General features: G+C 72.4%; 21 protein-coding genes. 12 read left to right on the plus strand and 9 right to left on the minus strand.

Features of this window, described 5'->3' with window-relative positions; translation table 11 throughout:
* Nucleotides 1-68 precede the first annotated feature (68 nt).
* Together HNQ79_RS14590 and HNQ79_RS14595 are read left to right on the plus strand one after the other, a co-directional pair.
* On the plus strand, nucleotides 69-680 hold the full coding sequence (locus HNQ79_RS14590; RefSeq protein ID WP_185030931.1) for a hypothetical protein: 612 nt from the start codon (nucleotides 69-71) through the stop codon (nucleotides 678-680).
* Nucleotides 681-919: 239 nt separating this feature from the next.
* Nucleotides 920-1,684: a 3-keto-5-aminohexanoate cleavage protein gene (locus HNQ79_RS14595; protein WP_229923581.1), complete on the plus strand. Its 765-nt coding sequence runs from the start codon at nucleotides 920-922 to the stop codon at nucleotides 1,682-1,684.
* A gap of 62 nt (nucleotides 1,685-1,746) precedes the next feature.
* On the opposite strand, the gene soxR is transcribed toward HNQ79_RS14595, so the two are convergent.
* Nucleotides 1,747-2,208: a redox-sensitive transcriptional activator SoxR gene (soxR, locus tag HNQ79_RS14600; RefSeq protein WP_308437348.1), complete on the minus strand. Its 462-nt coding sequence runs from the start codon at nucleotides 2,206-2,208 to the stop codon at nucleotides 1,747-1,749.
* Between the two features lie 120 nt (nucleotides 2,209-2,328).
* Here soxR and HNQ79_RS14605 point away from each other — a divergent pair, with 120 nt between their 5' ends.
* Nucleotides 2,329-2,790, plus strand: a complete 462-nt coding sequence (locus HNQ79_RS14605; protein ID WP_185030934.1) for a MaoC family dehydratase — start codon at nucleotides 2,329-2,331, stop codon at nucleotides 2,788-2,790.
* Nucleotides 2,791-2,801: 11 nt separating this feature from the next.
* Here HNQ79_RS14605 and HNQ79_RS14610 read toward each other — a convergent pair whose 3' ends face one another.
* From HNQ79_RS14610 to HNQ79_RS14620, 3 genes are all read right to left on the minus strand, one after another.
* Nucleotides 2,802-3,482, minus strand: coding sequence for a TetR/AcrR family transcriptional regulator (locus tag HNQ79_RS14610; RefSeq protein WP_185030936.1), 681 nt, complete (start codon nucleotides 3,480-3,482; stop codon nucleotides 2,802-2,804).
* Between the two features lie 95 nt (nucleotides 3,483-3,577).
* Entirely contained in the window at nucleotides 3,578-3,865 is a 288-nt protein-coding gene (locus HNQ79_RS14615) for a YiaA/YiaB family inner membrane protein (protein ID WP_185030938.1), read from the minus strand.
* Between the two features lie 60 nt (nucleotides 3,866-3,925).
* A complete protein-coding gene (locus HNQ79_RS14620; RefSeq protein WP_185030940.1) occupies nucleotides 3,926-5,077 on the minus strand; it encodes an acyl-CoA dehydrogenase family protein in 1,152 nt (383 codons plus the stop codon).
* 78 nt (nucleotides 5,078-5,155) lie between these two features.
* Here HNQ79_RS14620 and HNQ79_RS14625 point away from each other — a divergent pair, with 78 nt between their 5' ends.
* The 3 genes from HNQ79_RS14625 to HNQ79_RS14635 are packed head-to-tail and all read left to right on the plus strand — an operon-like array spanning nucleotide 5,156 to nucleotide 7,616.
* Complete coding sequence (locus HNQ79_RS14625) at nucleotides 5,156-5,806, plus strand: TetR/AcrR family transcriptional regulator (RefSeq protein ID WP_185030942.1); 651 nt, start codon at nucleotides 5,156-5,158, stop codon at nucleotides 5,804-5,806.
* Between the two features lie 51 nt (nucleotides 5,807-5,857).
* Nucleotides 5,858-6,607 (plus strand): ArsR/SmtB family transcription factor, encoded by a 750-nt coding sequence (locus HNQ79_RS14630; protein ID WP_185030944.1) that lies wholly within the window; start codon nucleotides 5,858-5,860, stop codon nucleotides 6,605-6,607.
* Nucleotides 6,608-6,659: 52 nt separating this feature from the next.
* Nucleotides 6,660-7,616 (plus strand): DMT family transporter, encoded by a 957-nt coding sequence (locus HNQ79_RS14635; protein WP_185030946.1) that lies wholly within the window; start codon nucleotides 6,660-6,662, stop codon nucleotides 7,614-7,616.
* A gap of 10 nt (nucleotides 7,617-7,626) precedes the next feature.
* Here HNQ79_RS14635 and HNQ79_RS14640 read toward each other — a convergent pair whose 3' ends face one another.
* From HNQ79_RS14640 to HNQ79_RS14650, 3 genes are all read right to left on the minus strand, one after another.
* A complete protein-coding gene (locus tag HNQ79_RS14640; RefSeq protein WP_185030948.1) occupies nucleotides 7,627-8,709 on the minus strand; it encodes a Zn-dependent alcohol dehydrogenase in 1,083 nt (360 codons plus the stop codon).
* A 258-nt stretch (nucleotides 8,710-8,967) separates the two neighbouring features.
* Complete coding sequence (locus HNQ79_RS14645) at nucleotides 8,968-10,362, minus strand: aldehyde dehydrogenase family protein (protein WP_185030951.1); 1,395 nt, start codon at nucleotides 10,360-10,362, stop codon at nucleotides 8,968-8,970.
* Nucleotides 10,363-10,465: 103 nt separating this feature from the next.
* A complete protein-coding gene (locus tag HNQ79_RS14650) occupies nucleotides 10,466-12,682 on the minus strand; it encodes a molybdopterin oxidoreductase family protein (protein WP_221507758.1) in 2,217 nt (738 codons plus the stop codon).
* A 355-nt stretch (nucleotides 12,683-13,037) separates the two neighbouring features.
* On the opposite strand from HNQ79_RS14650, the gene hmgA reads away from it, so the two are divergent.
* The 3 genes from hmgA to HNQ79_RS14665 are packed head-to-tail and all read left to right on the plus strand — an operon-like array spanning nucleotide 13,038 to nucleotide 16,474.
* The gene (gene hmgA / locus HNQ79_RS14655; protein WP_185030955.1) at nucleotides 13,038-14,399 is read left to right on the plus strand and encodes a homogentisate 1,2-dioxygenase; all 1,362 of its coding nucleotides are present in this window, start codon (nucleotides 13,038-13,040) and stop codon (nucleotides 14,397-14,399) included.
* 21 nt (nucleotides 14,400-14,420) lie between these two features.
* Nucleotides 14,421-15,170, plus strand: coding sequence for a GntR family transcriptional regulator (locus HNQ79_RS14660; protein WP_185030957.1), 750 nt, complete (start codon nucleotides 14,421-14,423; stop codon nucleotides 15,168-15,170).
* 32 nt (nucleotides 15,171-15,202) lie between these two features.
* Complete coding sequence (locus tag HNQ79_RS14665; protein WP_185030959.1) at nucleotides 15,203-16,474, plus strand: type ISP restriction/modification enzyme; 1,272 nt, start codon at nucleotides 15,203-15,205, stop codon at nucleotides 16,472-16,474.
* 225 nt (nucleotides 16,475-16,699) lie between these two features.
* Here the strand turns inward: HNQ79_RS14665 and HNQ79_RS14670 are convergent, their stop codons facing one another.
* Nucleotides 16,700-16,975, minus strand: coding sequence for a hypothetical protein (locus HNQ79_RS14670; RefSeq protein ID WP_185030961.1), 276 nt, complete (start codon nucleotides 16,973-16,975; stop codon nucleotides 16,700-16,702).
* A gap of 216 nt (nucleotides 16,976-17,191) precedes the next feature.
* Here HNQ79_RS14670 and HNQ79_RS14675 point away from each other — a divergent pair, with 216 nt between their 5' ends.
* Nucleotides 17,192-18,922, plus strand: a complete 1,731-nt coding sequence (locus HNQ79_RS14675) for a serine/threonine-protein kinase (protein WP_185030963.1) — start codon at nucleotides 17,192-17,194, stop codon at nucleotides 18,920-18,922.
* Between the two features lie 16 nt (nucleotides 18,923-18,938).
* Here the strand turns inward: HNQ79_RS14675 and HNQ79_RS14680 are convergent, their stop codons facing one another.
* Nucleotides 18,939-19,751 carry an SGNH/GDSL hydrolase family protein gene (locus tag HNQ79_RS14680; protein ID WP_185030965.1) on the minus strand — a complete coding sequence of 271 codons (813 nt, stop codon included), beginning with the start codon at nucleotides 19,749-19,751 and terminating at the stop codon, nucleotides 18,939-18,941.
* Between the two features lie 220 nt (nucleotides 19,752-19,971).
* Between HNQ79_RS14680 and HNQ79_RS14685 the strand changes: the two genes are divergently transcribed.
* Nucleotides 19,972-20,361, plus strand: coding sequence for a hypothetical protein (locus HNQ79_RS14685; protein WP_229923582.1), 390 nt, complete (start codon nucleotides 19,972-19,974; stop codon nucleotides 20,359-20,361).
* Nucleotides 20,362-20,476: 115 nt separating this feature from the next.
* Entirely contained in the window at nucleotides 20,477-21,568 is a 1,092-nt protein-coding gene (locus tag HNQ79_RS14690) for a GNAT family N-acetyltransferase (RefSeq protein WP_185031144.1), read from the plus strand.
* Nucleotides 21,569-21,837 lie beyond the last annotated feature (269 nt).

Consider the following 21,837-nt stretch of genomic DNA (forward strand, 5'->3'; position numbering starts at 1 on the left):
GAGCCGAAACGGGCACTCGTACGTCCATTCATCGACGCCGAAGTACCAGCGACGGAGGTGGCAGTGCGATGGCCGGTTTTCGGAGTCTCGCAAGACAGGTCCGTGATCCGAGGTGTGATCTTGCGCTCAGGCGGTATTCGCTGCGCAAGTGCCTGGAGAGGTTCGCCCCTTACGGGCACCGGGCGACCTGGGACCACCTGTGCTCCCGGCACGGGTTCGGTCCCGAGGACAGGTCGCCCGATCCGGCGCGGCTGGTGGCCGCGCTCGAGGAACTGGAGGAGGCGCGGGCCGTCTGGCTCGCGTACGAGGTGGCGTTCGCCGAGCGCCGCAAGCGCGAGAAGCACGACGGTCTGCGCCGGCCGGGCTCCTTCGACGACTGGCACCGGCGGACCTGGGGCGGTTTCGGGGTCGCCTGGTGCGACGACCCGGCGGTCCATCCGAAGGGCCCGCTGGCCGGGGTGCTGCGCGCACTGATCACCGCGCTGGAGTCGGAACCCGGCGGGCACTGTCCGGTGTGCACGTCGAGCCGGATCGTGTGGAAGCAGGACATGGTGCACGAGCCGTGGTGCGGGCCGGTCTGCACGGGGTGCGGGATCCTCGTGCCCCAGCCCGTCCTGACGGACGAGGCGCTGGCACAGGCCCGCCGCGTCCGGCGCAGGGAGCTGGCGTCCGTGGGGTGAGCGCCCGGGGCGCGGCGGAGGCCATCCCCGTGGCGCCGCGTCCCGAGTGCGTGGCGGCCGGCCGTGCGAGGGCGGTGGTGCGACCGGCGCGGTACGGACGTGTGCCGGAAAGGGAAGCATGGCGCGCGGGGGTGTGGTGCGGAGCGTCGCCGCACTCCGGCCGGAGGGTTTCCGCGCGACAACCGTGCGAATGCTCAGTGCATGGCTGAATGTCAGTGCCGGGTGCCACCATCGAATGCATGGTCGAGCCCTTGATTCAGGTCTGTGTGAACGGACAGCGCGGTCCCGGCGACGGCGCGGCGGTCCCGGTGTCTCCGGACGCGATGGCGCGGTCCGCCGCCGCCGCGGTGGCCGCGGGTGCGGCGGATGTGCACGTGCACCCCAAGTCGCCCTGCGGGGACGACACGCTCTCACCCCGGGTCCTGGCCCAGACCCTCACAGCGATGCGCGCGGCGGTGAACGTGCCCGTCGGCGTGACGACCGGCGCATGGACGGAGCCCGAGCCGCAGCGCCGCATCGAGCGCATCGCCTCCTGGACGGTGCTGCCCGACCACGCCTCGGTGAACTGGCACGAGCCCGGCGCCGAGGAGGTCGTCGAGGCGCTGCTGGCGCGCGGTGTCGCGGTGGAGTCGGGGCTCTGGTCCGGTACGGACGGGACGGAGCGATTCCTGCGTTCCCCGCTGGCGTCCAGGTCGTTGCGCGTGCTGATCGAGGTGACCGATCCCGATCCGCTGACCGCCGAGGACTCCGCGCTGCAGTTCCTGGCCGACCTCTCGCGCCGGGGAGCGGTGGGGCCCCGGGGGGACGTGCGCGGCGCCCCGATGCTGCTGCACGGCGAGGGCGGCGGCGCCTGGCCGGTGCTCGCGCTGGCGCGGCGGCTGGGGCTGGCCACCCGGATCGGCCTGGAGGACACGCTGCTGCTGCCGGACGGCCGGTACGCCGAGTCGAACGCGCAACTGGTCGGCGCCGCGCGGGACATCCGGTGGCCGCGGGACGAGGCCTGACCGCAGGCCGCGGGCCGTACGGGCCGCGGGGACACGGGGAGGAGGCGGCCCGCCCCGGGGGATTATTTCTTCTTCTCGACCAGCAGACGCGAGCCGCTCGCCCTCTCGCCGAACACGTCGTCCGGGTTGGACAGCACACAGGTTTCCAGCGACAGGCAGCCGCAGCCGATGCAGTCGGTGAGATGGTCGCGCAGGCGCCCCAACTGCAGGATGCGGGCGTCGAGTTCCGCGCGCCAGTTCTCGGACAGCCTGGCCCAGTCCTCGCGGGTGGGTGTGCGCTCCTCGGGGAGTTCGGCGAGGGCGTCGCGGATGGTGGCGAGCGGGATGCCGACGCGCTGGGCGGCCCGCACGAAGGCGACGCGGCGCAACGCGTCGCGGCCGTAACGGCGCTGGTTGCCCGAGGTGCGGCGGCTGGAGATCAGCCCCTTGGCCTCGTAGAAGTGCAGGGCGGAAACGGCCGCGCCGCTGCGGGAGGACAGCTGGCCGACCGTGAGCTCGTGGATCTTCTCTGGAATCTGCGGCACTCCGCGAAGCCTAGTGGCCATCCGTTGACAGGAACACGGGGGCCCGACCATGCTGAGCAAGCGCTTAGACAGTGATGTGAACGGTGAATGCGGCAGCGCCTGAGCAGAGGGAGCACAAGGATGTCCGAGCCGAAGGTCTTCACGTCCGCCGAGGAACTGCGGGGCGGGGTGGGCGAGCAACTGGGGTACAGCGACTGGCTGGAGATCGACCAGAAGCGCATCGACCTGTTCGCCGAGGCGACCGGCGACCACCAGTGGATCCACGTGGACCCCGAGAAGGCGGCCGCGGGGCCGTTCGGGAAGCCGATCGCGCACGGATACCTGACGCTGTCGCTGCTGCCGGTGCTCGTGCCGCAGATCCTCCGGGTCGAGGGCATGAAGATGGGCGTCAACTACGGGACGGGCAAGGTCCGCTTCCCCGCCCCCGTGCCGGTGGGCTCACGGGTGCGCGCCACCGCGGTGCTGACGGACGTCGCCGAGGCCGGTGGCGGCGTGCAGCTCACGGCGAAGGTGACGGTGGAGATCGAGGGCGGCGAGAAGCCGGTGTGCGTGGCGGAGTCGATCTCCCGCTACTACTTCTGACCCGGCACGCCTCATACGGACGACGGTCCCCGTGCGGAGTCGGCGGCCACCATCCGCAGGACGAGTTCGGCGTACAGCGCGCCGACCTCGTCGGGGGTCCGGCGCCCCTCCACGTTGAACCAGCGCGCCACGTCTATGCACAGTGACAGCACGGCGAGCGTGGTGCCGGAAACGTCGGCGACCCGGAACTCCCCCGCCTTCACACCGTCGTTGATGATGCGCCGTACCGCCGCGTCGCTGCGCCGGCGCAGCTCGACGATCTCCGCACGGTGCTCGTCGCCCAGCGCGTCCAGTTCGTACTGCACCACCCGCGCCGTGGTGTGGTGCGCGGCGTGCCACCGCACGAAGGTGGTGACGGCGTCCGTGAGGCGCTCGGCGGCGCTGCCGTCGCCGTCGGCGGCGGTCTCCAGGATGCGCAGGGCCTTGTCGTGGCCGATGCGGCTGATCCGGTGGAGCAGTTCTTCCTTGGTCTTGTAGTGGATGTAGAGCGCTGCGGGGCTCATGCCCGCGCGGCCCGCGATGTCGCGCGTGGTGGTGGCGTGGTAACCGCGCTCGGCGAAGGCCTCGACCGCGGCGACGAGCAGCCTGCGGGCCGCCTCGGGCGAGACCTCGGCCCAGGCGGGCACCTCGTCGGCCGCACCGCCGCCCGGCTCGCCGCCGGTGGCCTCCGCCGCGCGCTCCGCCGTGCTCATCGCTCGCCCCTTCGTCCGTCCGTACCAGCAGGACGAACACCATACCCCGGGCCTCTGAGCAAGCGCTTAGACGGAGCGGGGCGAATCGGGCGGGGTCAGAGCTTCTGGAACGGGTCGTGCTCGGCCAGGATCTTCTCCAGACGCGCCTGGTCGACCCGGCTGACGATCTGCCCGGCCTCCTGCTTGTCCCGGATCACCTTGGCGAGGGTGAAGGCGGAGGTGGTGAGGTAGAGGACGGCGATCGCCAGGAAGGCACGGACCCAGCCGCTGGCGTCGAGGAAGAAGATGCCGATCGAGGTGGCGGCCAGGGCGACGGCGAAGGAGGCGACCGCCTGGCCGTAGAAGGCGCCGCTGCTCTGCTGCTTGACCTGTGTCTCACTCATGCGGCCAGAGTGACCCGGATCACCCGGGCGCACCATCCGCTTTCGTACTCAGTCAGGTACTCAGAAGGCCGAGATCCCCGTCAGCGCCCGGCCGATGAGCAGCTTCTGGATCTGGCTGGTGCCTTCGTAGAGGGTCATCACGCGGGCGTCGCGGAGCAGTTTGCCGACCGGGTACTCGTCGATGTAGCCGTAACCGCCGTACACCTGGAGGGCGTTGTTCGCGGCGCGCACGGCGGCCTCGGAGGCGAACAGCTTGGCCTTGGACGCCTCGGTGGCGAACGGCAGGCCGCGGTCGATCAGGTCGGCGACGCGCCAGGTGAGCAGGCGGGCCGCGTCGACGTCGACCGCGATGTCGGTGAGCAGTTCCTGGACGAGCTGGTGGTGGGCGATGGTCCTGCCGAACTGCTCGCGCTCGGCGGCGTACGAGAGTGCCGCGTCCAGTGCCGCCTGGGCGATGCCGACACAGCCGGCGGCGACCGACATCCGGCCCTTGGCCAGGGCGGACATGGCGACGGAGAAACCTTTCCCCTCCGGGGCCATCATCGCGGAGGCGGGGACCCGGACGTCTTCGAGAACCAGTTCGGCGGTGGCCTGGCCGCGCAGGCCGAGCTTGCCGTGCAGGGTGCGGCGGGTGAGGCCGGGGGTGTCGGTGGGGACGAGGAAGGCGGAGACGCCCCGGTGGCCGGGCGCGCCGGTGGAACGGGCGAACAGCAGGACGACGTCGGCCCAGGTGCCGTTGGTGATGAACATCTTGGTGCCGTTGAGGACGTAGTCGTCACCGTCGCGGACGGCCCGGGTGCTCAGGTTGCCGGCGTCGGAGCCGGTGCCCGGCTCGGTGAGGCCGAAGCAGCCGACGGCCTCGCCCGAGGTGAGGCCGGGCAGCCACCGCTGCTTCTGCTCCTCGCTGCCCCAGGCGGCGATCGTCTTGGCGACCAGGCCCAGCGACACGGAGACGATGCCGCGCACCGAGGAGTCGCCGCGGCCGAGCTCCTCGGTGACCAGGCAGTACGCGAGGTGGTCGCCGCCCGAGCCGCCGTACTCCTCGGGGACGGTGAGGCCCAGGAAGCCGAGCGCGCCGAGCTTCTTCACGATCGCCCGGTCGACGTTCTCGGCGCGGTCCCACTCGACGACGTGCGGGGTGATCTCGCGGGTGACGAAGTCGCGGGCGAGCTGCTGGACGGCACCCTGCTCCTCGCTGAGTTCCAGGTTCACGGACCACTCACCATCCCGTTCGTCGCAAGATTAATTAGCACTGCTAGTTTCTGGTGCGCAGGGCCTACTATGTGCCGCATGGCCCGACCACGCAAGCCCCTCCTGAGCAGAGACCGCATCGTCGGGGCGGCGGGCGCGCTCGTCGACTCGGAGGGCCTGGAGGCGGTGTCCACCCGGCGGCTCGCGGCCGAGCTGGGGGTCAGCGGCCCGTCCCTCTACAACCACTTCCGCACCAAGGACGAGATCCTGGAGGCGGTCGCGGACGCGGTGTCGGCGAAGGTCGACCTGTCGATGTTCGAAGAGGGCGACCCCCGGGACTGGCGCGAGGCGCTGCACGACTGGGCGCTCTCCTACCGCGCGGCACTCACCGCGCATCCGCACATCGTCCCGGTGCTGGCCCGTGGCCCCGGGCGCCGGCCGGCCGGGCTGAAGGTCGCGGACGCGGTGTTCGGGGCGATGACACGGGCCGGCTGGCCGCCCGCGCAGGCCACCCACATCGGTGCGCTCATGCGGTACTTCATCACCGGTTCCGCCCTGGGGTCGTTCGCCCGCGGCTTCGTGGACGACCGGACGGCGTACGACCCGGCGGACTACCCGCACCTCCAGCAGGCACACCTGCTCGCGGATCACCAGGAGAAGGTGGACGAGGGGGCGTTCGGGACGGGGCTGCGGGCACTGCTCGACGGGCTGGGATGCCAGTACGAGGCGGGCGGTTACCGGAAGGCGTGACCGTGCGACCGTTCGGTCCGCACCGAAGGGTGCCTGGGGCATCCTGGGAGGATGTCGCCCTCATCCGGCTCCGCAGCCGTCTCCTCCGGCATCGTCGCCCACGCGCCCCCCGGGCTCAGGCTGGCCCACTTCGCCTCGTTGCTCGCCGACGAGACCCGGGCCGTCTTCCTGCTCTCCCTGCTGGACGGCCGCGCCTGGACCGCGAGCGAGCTCGCCCGGCAGGCGGGCGTCGCCGCCTCCACCGCGAGCGAGCACCTGAGCAGGCTCACGGCCGCCGGGCTGCTCGCCGAGGAACGGCAGGGCAGACACCGCTACGTACGGCTCGCCGACGCGGCGGCCGCCCGGCTCGTCGAGTCCGTCGCCGCGTACGCCCTTCCCGGCCGCGACAATCCGCACACCCTGCGCGCGGCGGGGGCGAGCAGCGCCATGGCGCGCGGGCGCACCTGCTACGACCATTTCGCCGGGCGGCTCGGCATCGCCGTCACGGACGCGATGGAGCGGCGCGGGCTGCTGCTGATGGGCAGCGGGTTCGCGCTCACGGAGGAGGGGCTCGACTGGTTCGGCGGGCTCGGCATCCACCTCCTCCCGGCCAAGAGCCGTCGCCCGATGGTCAGTTCGTGCCTGGACTGGACGGAGCGCAAGCGGCACCTGGCGGGCATCGCGGGTGCGGAGCTGTGCTGGCTGGCGCTGGAGAAGCAGTGGTGCGTACGGATCGGCAGCGAGCGGGCGGTGAAGGTGACGGCAGCGGGGGAGCGGGCCCTGTACGCCCTGCTGGGCATCGAGGCGGACGAACTGCGATGACGACGGGCATACTTCGGTGACAGCCGAAGTATTCGTGCCCTAGCATCGCCGCATGAGCGACTCCCCCTCCCCCACGGACCGTTCCGGCGGCCGTACCGAACCTCTCGCCCTCGTCGCCGCCGGTGTCACCGTCGTGCTGTGGGCCTCGGCCTTCGTTTCGATCCGCAGCGCCGGCGAGTCGTACGCGCCGGGCGCGCTGGCACTGGGCCGCCTGCTGTCCGGCTCCCTCGTCCTGGTGGCCCTCGTAGTGATACGCCGCGAGGGACTGCCGCCGCGCGCCGCCTGGCCGGGGATCATCACGTCCGGTCTGCTGTGGTTCGGGGCGTACGCGGTCGCCCTCAACTGGGGCGAGCAGCTCGTCGACGCCGGCACGGCCTCCCTGGTGGTGAACGTGGCGCCGATCCTGATGGCGCTCCTCGCGGGCCGCTTCCTCGGCGAGGGCCTGCCGCCGCGGTTGCTCGCCGGGATGGCGGTGTCGTTCGCGGGCGCGGCGATCGTGGGCATCTCCATGTCGGGCGGCGGCGGAACGTCACTGCTCGGTGTGGGTCTGTGCCTCGCCGCGGCCGTGACGTACGCGATCGGCGTGGTCGCGCAGAAGCCCGCCCTGGGCCACGCGACGCCCCTGCAGGCCACGGCGTACGGCTGCCTGATCGGTGCGGTGGCCTGTCTGCCGTTCGCCGGGCAGCTGGTCCACGACGTGGCCCGCGCCCCGCTGCCGGCCACCCTGAACATGGTCTACCTGGGCGTCTTCCCGACCGCCCTGGCGTTCACCACCTGGGCGTACGCGCTGAAGCGCACGACCGCCGGGAGGATGGGCGCGACGACGTACGCGGTGCCGGCGATCGTCGTCCTGATGTCGTGGCTGCTGCTGGACGAGGTCCCCGGCTGGATGACCCTGCTCGGCGGCGTGGTGTGCCTGGCGGGGGTGGCGGTCTCCCGGTCACGGACCCGGCGGGCCGCGGTGCCCCTGGCCGGGGACGACGCCGCCCGCACCGTCGGTATCCGGTGAGCCGCGGGGCCTAGAACACCACCATCGCCCGGCCGCCCCTGCCCGCCAGCATGTTGTCGAAGGCGGCCGGGATGCCGTCCAGGGAGATGCGTTCGGTGACCATGGAGGCCAGGTCGAGACGGCCCGCCCGGACGTGTTCGGCGAGGACCGGAAGGTCGCGGGCCGGGTCGCTGTTGCCGTACACACAGCCCGTCAGCGTGCGGCCCCAGTGGAAGATCTCCAGGGCGTTGAAGGTGACCTGCTGGTCCTTGCCGCCGATCCCGACGACGGTCGTACGGCCCCCGCGGCGGGTGGACTCCCAGGCGGTACGGATGGTGGCGGCGCGGCCCACGCACTCGACGGCGACGTCCGCGCCGTGCCCGCCGGTCAGCTTCCGCACCTCCCGGGCGGTGGTGTCGGAGGCGACGAGGTAGTCGGTGGCCCCGGCCGCGCGGGCGAGCTCCTCCTTGGCCGGGGAGACGTCGACGGCGATGATCTGCGAGGCTCCGGCGATGCGGGCGGCCTGGAGGGCGGCGAGGCCCACGCCGCCGACGCCGTACACGACGACGGTCTCCCCCTCGCGGACCCGGGCGCTGTGGTGGACCGCGCCGTACCCGGTGAGGACCGCGCAGCCCAGGAGCGCCGCGTCGGCGAGGGGGATGCCGGGCGGGGCGGGCAGCACGCAGGAGGCGTCGACGACGGTCTCCTCCGCGAAGGCGGCGACATTGAGGCCCGGGTGGAGGTCCGTGCCGTCGGCCGTCGTACGGGCGTGCAGGCGGCCGGCGCCGGTGAGGGCGTCGACGCACAGCCAGATCTCGCCGAGCGAGCAGGCGTGGCAGGTGCCGCAGGAGGGAGCCCAGTTGAGGACGACCTCGTCGCCGGGGGCGAGGCCGGTGACGGCTTCGCCCACCTCCGTGACGGTGCCCGCTCCCTCGTGGCCGAGGACGGCGGGGGTGGGCAGCCGCATGGTGCCGTTGGTGAGGGAGAGGTCCGAGTGGCAGACGCCGGCGGCGGTGAGGCGGATGCGGACCTGGTGGGGGGCGGGGGCCGGCAGAGTGATGTCGGTGATTTCGAGGGGGGTATGGGGGGCGCGGAGGATGGCGGCGCGGGGCATGGGGCGGGCTCCTGGGGGTCGGGGGCGGGGGCGGGACGGAACGGGGCCGGGCGGGGTGGCGGGGGTGCGGGGAGCGGAGTGCGGGGTGCGGGTGCGGAGCTGGGCGATCGGCGGAAGCAAGGCGTTCCGGGGGGCCGCCCCCTTGCCCGCCCGTTCCGCCCCCGGGGGCGGCCCCGCCGCCCAAGGGCGCTGCTACCGGGGAGGAGGGGCGGCCCCGCCGCCGGAGGGGTTACCCGGGGCGGAAGGGGGCGGATTGGGTCAGAACTGGAGGGATTTGGTCTGGAGGTATTCCGCGAGCCCGTGGGGGCCCAGTTCGCGGCCGACGCCGGACTGCTTGTAACCGCCGAACGGGGCGAGCGGGTTGAAGCGGCCGCCGTTGATGTCGACCTGGCCGGTGTCCATGCGGCGGGCGAAGGCGGTGGCGGTCTCCGGGTCCGCGGCCCACACCGCGCCCGCAAGGCCGTAGACCGTGCCGTTGGCGATGCGCAGGGCGTCGTCCTCGTCCTCGTAACGGAGGATCGAGACGACCGGGCCGAAGATCTCCTCCTGCGCGATCGTCATGTCCGGGGTGACGTCGGCGAAGACCGTCGGCGAGACGTAGTACCCCTTGTCGAGGGGGGCTTCGGGGCCGCCGGCCACGATCCGGGCGCCCTCTTCGACGCCCTTCTCGATGTAACCACGCACCCGGGCCTGCTGCTTGGCGTTGACGAGCGGGCCCACCCGCTCGCCCGGTACGTACTTGGCGACGGCGGCGGCGGCGAGCGAGACGGCCTCGTCGTAACTGTCCCGGTGGACCAGCATGCGGGTCCACGCGCTGCACGTCTGACCGGAGTTGGACATCACGTTGGCGACGCCGACGTTGACCGCCTTGGCGAGGTCCGCGCCGGGCAGGATGACGTTCGCCGACTTGCCGCCCAGCTCCAGGGCGACCCGCTTGACGGCGGCGCCCGCGACCGCCCCGATCTGCCGGCCGACGGCGGTCGAGCCGGTGAAGGACACCAGATCGACGCCGTCGTGTCCGGCGAGTGCCTGTCCCGCGACCGGGCCCAGGCCAGTCACCAGGTTGAACACCCCGGCGGGCAGGCCGGCTTCGTGGACCACCTCGGCGAAGAGCTGCGCGGTCAGCGGGGTGTCCTCGGCGGGCTTGAGGACGACCGTGCAGCCCGCGGCCAGGGCGGGTGCCACCTTGGCGACGATCTGATGCAGCGGGTAGTTCCACGGGGTGATGGCGCCGACGACGCCGACAGGCTCGGCGTAGACGGTGGAGGTGCCGAGCTTCTCCTCGAAGGGATGGGTGGCGGCGAGTTCGGCGTAGGTGCCCGCGATGACGATCGGAAGCCCCGCGTGCACGGCTTCGGCGAGGGCGGGCGGGGCGCCGAGTTCGGCGGTGACGGTCGCGGCGATGTCGCCCTTGCGGGCGGCGAGGCCGTCGCGCAGGGCGGTGAGGCGGGCGGCGCGTTCGGCGGGCGGGGTGGCGGCCCAGGCGGGGAACGCGGCCCGTGCGGCGGCGACCGCCGCGTCGACGTCGGCTGCGGTGCCTGCCGGAACGTGGCCGATGACCTGCTCGTCTGCGGGGTTGATGACGGGGATCGTGTCCTGGCCGAGGGCGGGGCGCCACTCGCCGCCGATGTACATGCGATTCTGCGCCTGCATGGGGTCCTCCGCTGCGGGGTGGTGGGGTGGGGCGCGCTTCCCGGTGCGCGCCCCCTCAAACTAGCGGTGTTAGTTTTTGCGCGCCAGGGGGCCCTTTTTCCGTTTACGGCTCTTGCGGGGCTTCCCCGGGCGCGCCCGCCCCGTGTCGCTGCACCGCCTCCACCTCCACCGCGAACCCGTTCAGGACCGCCGTCCCCGACAGGGGGTCCAGCAGCGACCCGTCCAGCAGCTGGTTCACGTTGACCCCCGGCTTCGCCCCCGCCACCGAGAGCCGCGTGCCCGGCCGGTCGTGCCCCCACCCGTGCGGCAGGCTCACCACTCCGCGGCGCAGCGTGTCCGTGACCTCGGCAGGCGCCGTGACCGCCCCGCCCGCGCCCCGCACCCGTACCTGCGCACCGGTCGTCACGCCCAGCCGCTCCGCGTCCTGCGGGTGGATCTGCACCGTGCACCGGTTCGAACCGCTGTTCAGTGCGGGCACGTTGTGCAGCCAGCTGTTGTTGGAGCGCAGGTGGCGACGTCCGACGAGAACGAACGCGTTCGGGTCCCGCCGCACGTCCAGGGCCCTCCGCAGCCGGGGGAGGTCGCCCGCGATCGGGGCGGGCAGAAGCTCCACGCGTCCGCTCCGCGTCTTCAGTACCTGGCCGAGGCGCGGTTTCAGCGGGCCGAGGTCGATGCCGTGCGGGGCCGCTCGCAGCGCGTCGAGCGTGAGACCGTCGTACGGGCCGAGCCGGAGCATCAGGTCGAGGCGGCGTTCCGGGCCGTTGGCGCCCGTGAGCCGCGCGGCCAGTGCCGCGGGATCGGGGACCTTCGCCCTGGCGAGCAGGCGTGCGACAGCGGTGTCGTCCACCGCCGAGGGGTCGGCGCCGTGCATGCCGCCGACGGCCAGCACCAGCCGGGCGTGGATCTCGCACTCGTCCATGCCGTCCGCGTCCAACTCGACGGCGGCGGGCGTGAAGCGCACCTGGTCGTGCACCGCGAACCCGTTGAAGGCGAAGTCGAAGTGGGCACTGCGGGACGGCGGCGGAGGCGGCAGGATCACGTCGGCGTGCCGGGAGGTCTCGTTGAGGTACGGATCGACGCTGACCATGAGGTCGAGCCCGGCGGCGAGCGCCCGGTCGAGCCGGTTGCCGTCCGGGGCGGAGAGCACCGGATTGGCGGCGATGGTGATCAGGACGCGGATCCTCCCCTCCCCCGGCGTCTCGATCTCCTCGGCGAGGGCGGCGAGCGGCAGTTCCCCCTTGGCCTCGGGGTGGCCGCTGACCCGGCTCTTCCAGCGCCCGAGGGCGAACCCCTTGCCGGGCCCGGGGGTCCGCGGTGCGGGGGAGGTCGCGGAGAGCGGGAACAGTGCGCCGCCCGGCCGGTCCAGGTTGCCGGTCAGTACGTTCAGCACGTCGACGAGCCAGTTCGCGAGGGTGCCGAACTCGACCGTGGAGTTGCCGACCCGCCCGTACACGGCGGCGGTCGGCGCGGCGGCCAGTTCACGCGCCATCGCCCGTATCTCCGCGGCCGGCACGTCGCACACGTCGGCGACCGCCTCCGGGCTGAACGCGGCCACGGCTTCGGCGACCTCGTCCACGCCCTCCACCTGCTCCGCCAGTTCCCCGAGGGCGACCAGCTCCTCGTCGAAGAGGACGTGGGTGAGCGCGGCGAGCAGGGCCGCGTCGGCGCCGGGCCGGATCGCCACGTGCCGGTCGGCGAGTCCGGCCGTACGGGTGCGGCGCGGGTCGACGACGGTGAGGGTGCCGCCGCGCGCCTTGAGCGCCTTGAGCTTGCCGGGGAAGTCGGGTGCGGTGCACAGACTCCCGTTGGATTCCAGGGGGTTGGCGCCGAGGAGCAGCAGGTGGTCGGTGCGGTCCAGGTCGGGGACCGGGATGGCGAAGGGGTCGCCGAAGAGCAGTCCGCTGGAGACGTGCTTGGGCATCTGGTCGACGGTGCTCGCGGTGAACAGGTTGCGGGTGCCCAGGGCGGCCAGCAGGAGGGGCGGGTAGAGGGCGCCCGCCATGGTGTGCACGTTGGGGTTGCCGAGCACGACGCCGACCGCGTCACCCCCGTGTTCCTCGATCACCGGCCGGATCCGGGCGGCGATCACGTCGAAGGCCTCGGCCCAGCTCGCTTCCCTGAACTCACCGCCGTCCGTACGGAGGAGGGGCCCGGTCAGCCGGTCGGGGTCGCCGTCCAGTTCGCCGAACGCGGCGCCCTTGGGGCAGATGAAGCCCCGGCTGAAGACGTCCTCGGCGTCTCCCCTGGCACGGGTGACGCGGGTGCCCTCCAGGGTGAGCGTCAGTCCGCAGGTGGCTTCGCAGAGCGGACAGATCCGCAGGGCCGTGCGGGTGGCCGCCCCGGTCGGGGCGCGGGAATCGGAACGGGGCGCGGTACGGGGGACGGCGCCGGCCGGGGCGTGGGGCTCGGCGCTGGACGCGGTACGGGGCTCGGCACTGGACGCGGTACGGGACACGGGGCCCTCCGGGGGCACGACGGCGTACGGGCACCGCGAGCATACCGACCGGTACGCCGGTCGGGAATGCCGGAAGGGAACGAGGCCGGGAAAGCCCGGACGGCCGGGACCGCCGCGAGCACGCCCGCGCCTCGTGGCTGCCCCGTTGACGTCCCGGACGCGGAATCCTACTGTCACGCATAGGATTCTCTTGAGGCCCTTATTTCACCGGGAGTGGACGATGAGCGGCACCAGCACGGAGCAGAGCGGGCAGCGGGACGCCGAGCAGGACGTCGAGCGGGCGCGCAAGACCGCCGAGACCCTGACGTACTCCTCGGGCTTCGGCAACGAACACGGCTCCGAGGCCGTTCCCGGCGCACTCCCCCATGGCCGGAACTCGCCCCAGCGCGCACCGCTGGGCCTGTACGCGGAACAGCTGAGCGGCAGCGCCTTCACCGAGCCGCGTGCGCACAACCGCCGGTCGTGGCTCTACCGCATCCGCCCGTCCGCCGCCCATCCCGCCTTCGCGCGGGCCGACAACGGAAAAATCCGCAGCGCACCCTTCACGGAGACCGTGCCAGACCCCAACCGACTGCGCTGGAATCCGCTCCCCGAGCCCGCGCCCGGCACCGACTTCGTCGCCGGCCTGTGGACCGTGGGCGGCAACGGCGACGCCACCCAGCGCACCGGCATGGCGATCCACCTCTACCACGCCAACACCTCCATGCGGACACGGGTGTTCAGCGACGCCGACGGCGAGCTGCTGATCGTCCCCGAGCACGGCGGCCTGCTGGTCCGTACCGAATTCGGCCTGCTGGGCGCCGAACCGGGCGAGGTCGTCCTGATCCCGCGCGGCATCCGCTTCCGCGTGGAGCTGCTGACCGCCACCGCCCGGGGTTACGTCTGCGAGAACTACGGCGCCCCCTTCCAGCTCCCCGACCTCGGCCCGATCGGCGCCAACGGCCTCGCCAACCCGCGGGACTTCCGGGCTCCCGTCGCCGCGTACGAGGACGTCGAGGGTCCGGTGGAGGTGCTCAACAAGTTCTGTGGCAACCTCTGGTCGGCGACGTACGACCACTCGCCGCTCGACGTCGTCGCCTGGCACGGCAACCACGTGCCGTACGTCTACGACCTCCACCGTTTCAATGTCATCGGGTCGATCTCCTACGACCACCCGGACCCGTCGATCTTCACCGTCCTGACCTCGCCGTCCGACACGCCGGGCCTGGCGGGCGTGGACTTCGTGGTGTTCGCGCCGCGCTGGCTGGTCGGCGAGGACACCTTCAGGCCGCCGTACTTCCACCGCAACGTGATGAGCGAGTACATGGGCCTGATCGACGGCGCGTACGACGCCAAGGCGGAAGGTTTTGTCCCCGGCGGTGGTTCCCTGCACAACATGATGTCCGCGCACGGCCCCGACCGGGAGACGTTCGACAGGGCGAGCGCGGCCGAGCTGAAGCCGCAGAAGATCGACGACGGGCTGGCGTTCATGTTCGAGACGCGCTGGCCGGTGACCGCGACGCGGCAGGCGGCGCAGGCCGAACACCTTCAGCCCTCGTACGACGGGGTGTGGCAGGGTCTTGAGCGCCACTTCCGCCCGTAACCGCTCATACGGAGACCCCCGGTGACCGCCTTCGCCCCCGACTCCCTCGTGCTGAACCGCAAACTCCCGCTGTGGTACCAGGTGTCGCAGTCGCTGCGCGCCTCGATACTGGGCCGCACGTCCGACGCCTCGCTGCGCCTGCCCACCGAGGAGAACCTGGCCGCGCACTACGGAGTCAGTGTTCTGACGATGCGTCAGGCGTTGAAGGAGCTGGAGACGGAGGGTCTGATCAGCAGGCACCGGCGGCGCGGCACGTTCATCGAGCCGGGGGCCAGGCGGGGCGCCCCGCGCCGCCTGCTCGGCTCGATCGATGCCGTCGTGGCCCAGCAGTCGGGCGAACCCACGACGCTGCTGGGGCACGGCCCGGTTCCGGTGCCCGGCGAACTGGCCGAGTACTTCCCGGACGTGGCAGAGGTGATGACGTACCGCAGGCTGCGGCACGACGCGGAGAGCGGCGAACCCACCAACTGGGCGGAGAACGCGGTCCGTCCGGAGATCGCGGACCTCCTCAAGGCCGGCGACCTGGAGCGCTGGCCGATGACGAAGGTGCTGCGCGACCTCGTCGGCGTGCGCATCAGCCGCATCACCGACACCATCGAGGCCAGGCTCGCCGACCCGGAGACGGCCGGGCTGCTGAACGTCCCGCTGCTCTCCCCGATCCTGCACTACACGGGCGTGACGTACGACGTGGAGGGGCGCGTGGTGGACGTGGCGCGCATCCGGTACCGGGGTGACCGGTTCTCCTTCTCGGTGACGGTCGAGGCGGACTGACGGCTCGGCCGCCGTCTCCGGCACCGCCTACCATGCGGGGCGTGAGCGATGTTCCCGATGCACCGCAACCGGTTCCCGACGCCCCGCGGCCCGCGCCCGACGCACCGCATGTGCCGTCGCGGGCCCTGCTGCTCGACGATCTGATGCCGTGGTCCGTGGCTCCGCTGCGCCTGGGGCGCGGGTGGATCATGGGTCCCGACCCGGCGTCCCTGCGGGCGCGCTGGGACACGCTGGTACGGGCCGGGGCGCAGGCGGACCGGGAGACGCTCTTCGGTCCGACCCGGCTTCGTACGCCGCACTCCTCCGTCGCCGCACTGCCCGGCCAGCCCACCGCCACCACCCGTTTCGCCTCCGAGTCCGGGCGCTGCCCCGAACCGGTCCGCGTGCTGCACGGGGCGTTCGACGAACAGTGGCTGATCCCCGACCACCGGCTGATCGACGCTGCCCGGCCCGAGCTGTGGCGGGTCGTCGACTCCACCCATCAGGTCTTCGCCGTCGAACAGGGATACGTCCCGGGCACGGCCGGCCCCGCACTCCTGGCCACCGCCCTGCTGCCCGACGGCCGCTCCCCCGCCGGGCGTCCCGGCCGCATCCGTCCCCTGTACCGCCGCCCCGGCGGCCGGGAGCCGAACCTGGCCCCGGGCCTGCTCGACTTCCTGGCCGGCCGGTACGGGTGCCCGGTCGACCCCGAGGACGTGCTGGCGTGGGCGCTGGACGCGGCGCAGCCGTCGGCGCGCGGAGTGGTGGTGCCGCTGCCCCGCGACCCGCGAACGTGGCTCGCGGGGGTGGAGTCGGGGCACCGGGTCCTCGCGCTGCTGCTGCGCGGGGCGCGCGGCGGGGAACGCCCGCGACTGCCGGGCGGGCGGCGGCCGTACGTACGGGCGGCGATCCCGGCGCGGCCGGGCACCCTGTCGTACGACGCGGAGGAGGCCGCTCTGCTGGTGGGCACGACCGGCCGGATCTCGCCGGTGCCGGAGACGGCCTGGCGGTTCGAGGTGGGAGGGGTGCGGGTGCTGGAGCGGTGGTTCGAGGAAAGGACCGCCGCCGCGCCGGCCGGTTCGCTGGAGGCGGTCGGATCCGGGGGATGGCCGCAGGAGTGGTCGTCGGAGCTGCTGGAGCTGGTGACGGTGCTGGCACTGCTGGCGGAGGTGCGGGAATCCCGGCGCTCCCCCGGCACCGCGGTCCTCGGCCGGGACGAACTGTGCGCGGCCGGAGTTCTGCCGGCTCCGCCCCGGGCGCGCAGGCCGGCGTCGGTGCTGGACCACCGGGAGGAGGGGCCGGGAGGTCAGTTCGCACTGCTGTAGGGGCGCTGCGGACGCTTCCGGCCTCGACAGCCGCCCGGTCGCCCGTGGACGCGCCGCCGTTCCGCTTCCGCACGCAAAAAACACCGCCCCCGGCAATCCACCCCTCTCCCCGCCCGCGCCCCCTGCCCAGGGAATGACGGATGGACAGGCAGTGGGGCGACAGCGTCGAGACGGTGCGCTCGCCGGAGCGCGGTGCTCTCACGTTCGGAAGGAAAGCGGCTGCTCTCAGCCGCGACTCCCGAACAGCGATCTCCGCAGCCGCCTCAGCGGTGCGAACAGCGAGACCCGCGAGATCCGCGTGCCCCTGCTGGTGTTGCGCGTGCGCGGCACCTCACGCGAGGTCAGCTCACGCATCAGCATCGTCGCCTCGGCCGTGTCCCGCTGCGGGACGGCCGGGCCGCCGAGCACCGAGAGATGGCGGTCGAGCCGCGTGCTGGTCGCACTGCTCCCGCATGTAATGGCAGGCACCCGGGGCCTGCTGCGCACCGTTATCTGTTCCATGTCACTCCCCACCCGTACGAGGGCACCCGTCACCGGGCAGGTTAACCCTATCTCCCCGTCGTCACCCACGTGTATCCCGCCCACGGGATTCATTACAGGCGTACGGATGTTGACGGACCGTGACGGTTCAAGGGGGCCGCAGGACAGCGCAGTTGAGCTAACTTGGAGTGGTTTCGGCCATGATGCCGCTCTGCTGCGGATCGTGCGGATCGGGGGATGCGTCCAGTGAGCGAAGTTCCGGGCGAGGAGCGGGTGGTGGCGGGCCGGTACCGCCTTCTGGCCCCGTTGGGGCAGGGCGGGATGGGCGTCGTGTGGCGGGCCCGCGACGAGGTGCTGGGGCGCGAGGTCGCGGTGAAGGAGGTCCGGGCGCCCGCCGGGCTCGGCGGGGCGGACCAGCAGCGGCTGTACGCCCGGCTGGAGCGGGAGGCATGGGCGGCGGCCCGCGTCTCGCACCGCAACGTGGTGACCGTGTACGACGTGGCGGCCCAGGACGGCCGGCCGTGGATCGTCATGGAGCTGGTGCGCGGACTGAGCCTGTCGGACGTCCTGGACGCCGAGGGCGCCCTCACGCCGCAGCGGGCGGCGCAGATCGGCGCGGAGGTCCTCGCGGCGCTGCGGGCCGCGCACGAGGCGGGGGTGCTGCACCGGGACGTGAAGCCCGGCAATGTACTGCTCGGGAACGACGGGCGGGTGGTCCTCACCGACTTCGGAATCGCCACCGTCGAGGGCACGTCCGCGCTGACGATGACGGGCGAGCTGATCGGATCGCCCGAGTTCCTCGCCCCGGAGCGGGCGCTGGGGCGCACACCCGGCCCGGAGTCGGACCTGTGGTCGCTCGGGGTGCTGCTGTACGCCGCGGTGGAGGGGAACTCGCCGTTCCGGCTGGACACTCCGCTGTCCACGCTGCGGGCGGTGGTCGACGAGGAACTGCCGCCGCCCACCCGGGCCGGGGCCCTGTGCCCGGTGATCGAGGGGCTGCTGAGGAAGGACCCGGCCGAACGGATGCCGGGAGCGGAGGCGGAGCGGTGGCTGCGGACCGTGGCCGCGGGCGGGCGGGTGCCGGGGGGCGCGGACACGGGTGCGCACAGCAGCCCGACGGTCACGGCCGGCACCCCGTACCCGACTCCGGCACGGCCCGTGCCCGTGCCGCTGCCGGCGGGCGGCACCGGCAGCGGGTCGTACGGGCCGGTGGCCGGGCAGACGGGGCGCACTACCGGGCCCGCGGTCACCGTCGGGGGCCGGCCCCGGCAGAAGGCCGCCCTGCTCGCGATGGGCGTCGCGATACTGCTGCTGGGCGTCGCGGCGCTCGTTCACGCCCTCACCAGGGACACCGGAACGGCCCGTGAGGCGGGTGGGGGCACCTCGGGCGGCAGCAGCAACACCGCCGGTGGCCAGGGGAGTTCCGGCGCGGCCGGCAGTACCGGCGGAGCTCCCGCTCCCACCGGCACCGAGGACAGCACGGCCGCCGGCAACGACGGCGCCGCCGGTTCCACCGGGGGCAGCAGCACCACCGGCGGCGACGGCGGCGGCGGCGGCACGACCACCGCACCGCCCAAGCAGGGGGTGCGGGTGAGTGTCCACGCGGTGCGGGACAGTTACACGGGGAAGTGTCCGGCTCCGGAGGGCGAGGCGCCCGCCTTCCACGCGACGATCACCATCGACCGCTCGCCCGAGAAGGTCGAGTACCAGTGGACGACCCGGAGCGGGGAGACCTCGGACGGCGAGTGGAAAACGCTGGACTTCCCGGCCGGGACCACCAACCAGCAGGTGCAGCACACCGAGTTGACGTACCGGGACGGCGAGAGCTGGCAGGAGTCCGTCCTGCTCAAGGTCCGGAGCCCCCGCACGGTGACCTCCGCCCCGGCCCCGTTCTCGGTGACCTGCGACGACAAGGAGCCCCCGCCCACCACGGGCGGAGGCTCCTCACCACCGGTCACGCCCTACTGAGGGGCTCCCGGCCGGTTTACTGGGCCGCCGAGGTCATGACCGGCAGGTAGCCGCCGGACTGTCCTGCGGCGGTGGGGTGGTAGGACTCACCGATGTTGGTCAGCTTCAGGCTGTGCAGCCACGGGGCGGTGGTGCAGATCTCGTGGCCGGTGAAGGTGCCGGTCACTCCGGCGAAGGTGTAGCCGTGGTCGGCGGCGCGCTTGGCGGTCGCGGTGTTGAGGTAGTCGGACGCGTCGTTGATCGCCTTGCGGGATCTGTCGCTGAGACCGACGGCGCAGCTGCCGCCGATCTTGTAGAAGCGCGGGTAGCCGAGGACGACCACACGGGCGGCGGGAGCCTTGGCTCTGATGCCGCGGTAGACGGTGTCGAGCTGACCGGGGAGTGTGGTGTCGACGTAGGCACGCGCCTTGTTGATGCGGGTGATGCACGCGGACTCGCCCTGGAGCACGCAGGTGGTCATGACATCGGCGAAGCCGGCGTCGTTGCCGCCGACGGTGATGCTGACGAGGTCGGTCGCCGCACTGAGCGCGCCCAGCTGGCCGCTGGTCACGTCACCGGTACGGGCGCCGCTGCACGCGGCGAACTTGAAGCTGGCGGGTGCCGACTTGGCAGCCCAGAGGACGGGATAGGCCCTGGTGCTGCGCTTGCAGTTGCCGCTCGCGGAGTCGTAGCTGCCCGCGCCGACGCCCGAGGAGTAGGAGTCGCCGAGGGCCACGTAGTCGACGGCCTGGGCCTGTTGGTCCGCCTGCGCCGCCCCCGCCCCGGTGAGGACGAGGGCTCCGGCGAGCAGGAGCGAGGAGGACAGCGCGGTGGTTCGGGACAGTTTCATGGAACCTCCCTGTGGGGGGCCGCATCAGGTTGAGCAGGCCGCCTCAACCGTTGGTACCAGCCCCAGTGACTCGCCGGTAGTGTCCATGCCAAGGACATTCGGCCGGGATCTTCTGCACACTCTCTCCGCATCCTTGACGGGGCCGAGCCGGCTGCGCGACATTGAAGTCCGGCATCCGGTGCTTCGGGGGGCAAAGTCACCCATGCGGACCAACTCTGACGTGTCGTCAGCGAACCGCTCGGGCCGTTGGCGCGAGCTCCTTCCGGTCGCGGCGGGAGCGGCGTTCGTCGTGGCAGCCGCGGGCGCGGGGCTGGCGTTCACCGATCTGCCGTCGCCGCTGCGCGCGCCGTTCACCGTGTTCTTCCTGGTCGTCGCTCCGGCGGCAGCGGTCGCGGGCCTGCTGCGCGGGCTGGAACCGCCGGCCCGGGTGGTGGTGTCGGCCGCGGCGGCGCTGGCGCTCAACCTCCTCGTCGCCCAGGCGATGCTGGCCATGCACCTGTGGTCGGTCCGGGGCGGTGTCGTGGCGGTCGCCGGGATCAGCGCTCTCCTCATCCTGTTCACCCTGGTACGCCGGCCGGGCGGCCGTACGGCGAGAAGGCAGGGCACCTGACGTGGAACTCTCCGGTCCGAACAGCGCTCGTAGGAACAGCACTTACGAGAACGACACGCACGCGAACCGCCCCGGGAGCAGCAGCTCCCACGTCCACGGCGCCGACGGCGTCACCGTGTACCGCCCCGGCGAACTCTGCTCCGCCGACCGGGCAGCATGGAGCGCCCTGCAGTCCGAGGCACATCTGCACGGTGCGCCCGAGCTGGCCAATCCGTTCCTTTCGCCGGAGTTCGCGCTGGCGCTCGGCCGGTGCCGGCGGGGGGTGCGGATCGCCGTCGTACGGGAGTCGGGGGAGCCCGTCGCGTTCTTCGCGTACCAACGGTCCGCCGCCGGCGTGGGACGGGCACTGGGGCTGGGCGTCTCCGACAGCCAGGGCATCGTGCACCGGAGCGGTTTCACGTGGGACGCCCGGGAGCTGCTGCGGGCCTGCGGGCTCGCCGTCTGGGAGTTCGACCACCTGGTGCAGGGGCAGGGCCCGTTCGAGACCGGGGCGAGCGGCAGCTTCCCCTCCCCCGTCGTCGACACCCTCGGCGGTTACGACACCTACCTCGCACATCTGCGGACCCACGCACCGAAGTTCCTCAAGACGACGCTGGCCAAGGAACGCCGGCTGCAGCGGCAGGCCGGCGAGGTGCGTTACGTGCACGACGAGCGCGATCCGGCGATGCTGCGGACGCTGATGCGGTGGAAGTCCGCCCAGTACCGCAGAACCGGGCGCAGCGACCGCTTCGCCCAGGAGTGGATCGTCCATCTCGTCGAGCAGCTGTTCCACACCCGCACCGACTCCTTCAGCGGGCTCCTGTCGGTGCTGTACGCGGACGGGCGGCCCGTCGCCGCGCACTTCGGTCCACGGTCGAAACGCATCCTCGCGAATTGGTTCCCGGCCTACGACCCGGAGTTCGCAAAATATTCGCCGGGTTTGCTGTTGCAGCTCAAGATCGCGGAAGGTGCGGCGTCCGGGGGGATCGCGCACATCGATCTGGGCCGCGGCCAGAAAGAGTACAAGGACGCGCTCAAGACGCGGGAGGTCATGGTTTCCGAGGGGTGGGTGATGCGACGTCATCCGGTCGCATTCGGCCATCGCGCACACCGCACTCCGGTGCGCGCACTGCGGAATACGGTGGTGGAGCGGCCGGAGTTCTTCGAACCCGCCGACAGACTGCTCAAACGGATGGGAGAAATCCGATCGGGACGATTCCGGAAGTGACCGTCGAAGAACGGCCAAAGTCACAAAAGAGCGAGGAAGGGTTCCAGGTCTTGCCATAGGGTCCCAAGCATCAATACCGTCTACATCGACTCGCACCGGTCCATCGAGCAAAGCGGCTCCAGGGGAGGGCTCAGGCGTCGCGATGGGGTCCGGGGCGGGCGCGCGGGCAGGGGGGTGCCGTGCTCGGCGAACACTTATTCGCCGAGGCACGTTCCGCGCAGAGGATCAGCCAGCTCACCCAGTCGGAACGGAAGTACACCAGCACGGAG

The sequence above is a fragment of the Streptomyces candidus genome (assembly GCF_014207445.1).
Classification (GTDB): Bacteria; Actinomycetota; Actinomycetes; order Streptomycetales; family Streptomycetaceae; genus Streptomyces; species Streptomyces candidus.

What these genes read in the sequence shown, in the direction of transcription:
- HNQ79_RS14670 (WP_185030961.1), bottom strand. Translation starts at nt 16,975, where the DNA reads ATGGAACAGATAACGGTGCGCAGCAGGCCCCGGGTGCCTGCCATTACA.
- HNQ79_RS14590 (WP_185030931.1), top strand. Translation starts at nt 69, where the DNA reads ATGGCCGGTTTTCGGAGTCTCGCAAGACAGGTCCGTGATCCGAGGTGT.
- HNQ79_RS14640 (WP_185030948.1), bottom strand. Translation starts at nt 8,709, where the DNA reads ATGCCCCGCGCCGCCATCCTCCGCGCCCCCCATACCCCCCTCGAAATC.
- HNQ79_RS14675 (WP_185030963.1), top strand. Translation starts at nt 17,192, where the DNA reads ATGCGTCCAGTGAGCGAAGTTCCGGGCGAGGAGCGGGTGGTGGCGGGC.
- hmgA (WP_185030955.1), top strand. Translation starts at nt 13,038, where the DNA reads ATGAGCGGCACCAGCACGGAGCAGAGCGGGCAGCGGGACGCCGAGCAG.
- HNQ79_RS14610 (WP_185030936.1), bottom strand. Translation starts at nt 3,482, where the DNA reads ATGAGCACGGCGGAGCGCGCGGCGGAGGCCACCGGCGGCGAGCCGGGC.
- HNQ79_RS14680 (WP_185030965.1), bottom strand. Translation starts at nt 19,751, where the DNA reads ATGAAACTGTCCCGAACCACCGCGCTGTCCTCCTCGCTCCTGCTCGCC.
- HNQ79_RS14595 (WP_229923581.1), top strand. Translation starts at nt 920, where the DNA reads ATGGTCGAGCCCTTGATTCAGGTCTGTGTGAACGGACAGCGCGGTCCC.
- HNQ79_RS14615 (WP_185030938.1), bottom strand. Translation starts at nt 3,865, where the DNA reads ATGAGTGAGACACAGGTCAAGCAGCAGAGCAGCGGCGCCTTCTACGGC.
- HNQ79_RS14630 (WP_185030944.1), top strand. Translation starts at nt 5,858, where the DNA reads ATGTCGCCCTCATCCGGCTCCGCAGCCGTCTCCTCCGGCATCGTCGCC.
- HNQ79_RS14605 (WP_185030934.1), top strand. Translation starts at nt 2,329, where the DNA reads ATGTCCGAGCCGAAGGTCTTCACGTCCGCCGAGGAACTGCGGGGCGGG.
- HNQ79_RS14665 (WP_185030959.1), top strand. Translation starts at nt 15,203, where the DNA reads ATGCGGGGCGTGAGCGATGTTCCCGATGCACCGCAACCGGTTCCCGAC.
- HNQ79_RS14635 (WP_185030946.1), top strand. Translation starts at nt 6,660, where the DNA reads ATGAGCGACTCCCCCTCCCCCACGGACCGTTCCGGCGGCCGTACCGAA.
- HNQ79_RS14625 (WP_185030942.1), top strand. Translation starts at nt 5,156, where the DNA reads ATGGCCCGACCACGCAAGCCCCTCCTGAGCAGAGACCGCATCGTCGGG.
- HNQ79_RS14645 (WP_185030951.1), bottom strand. Translation starts at nt 10,362, where the DNA reads ATGCAGGCGCAGAATCGCATGTACATCGGCGGCGAGTGGCGCCCCGCC.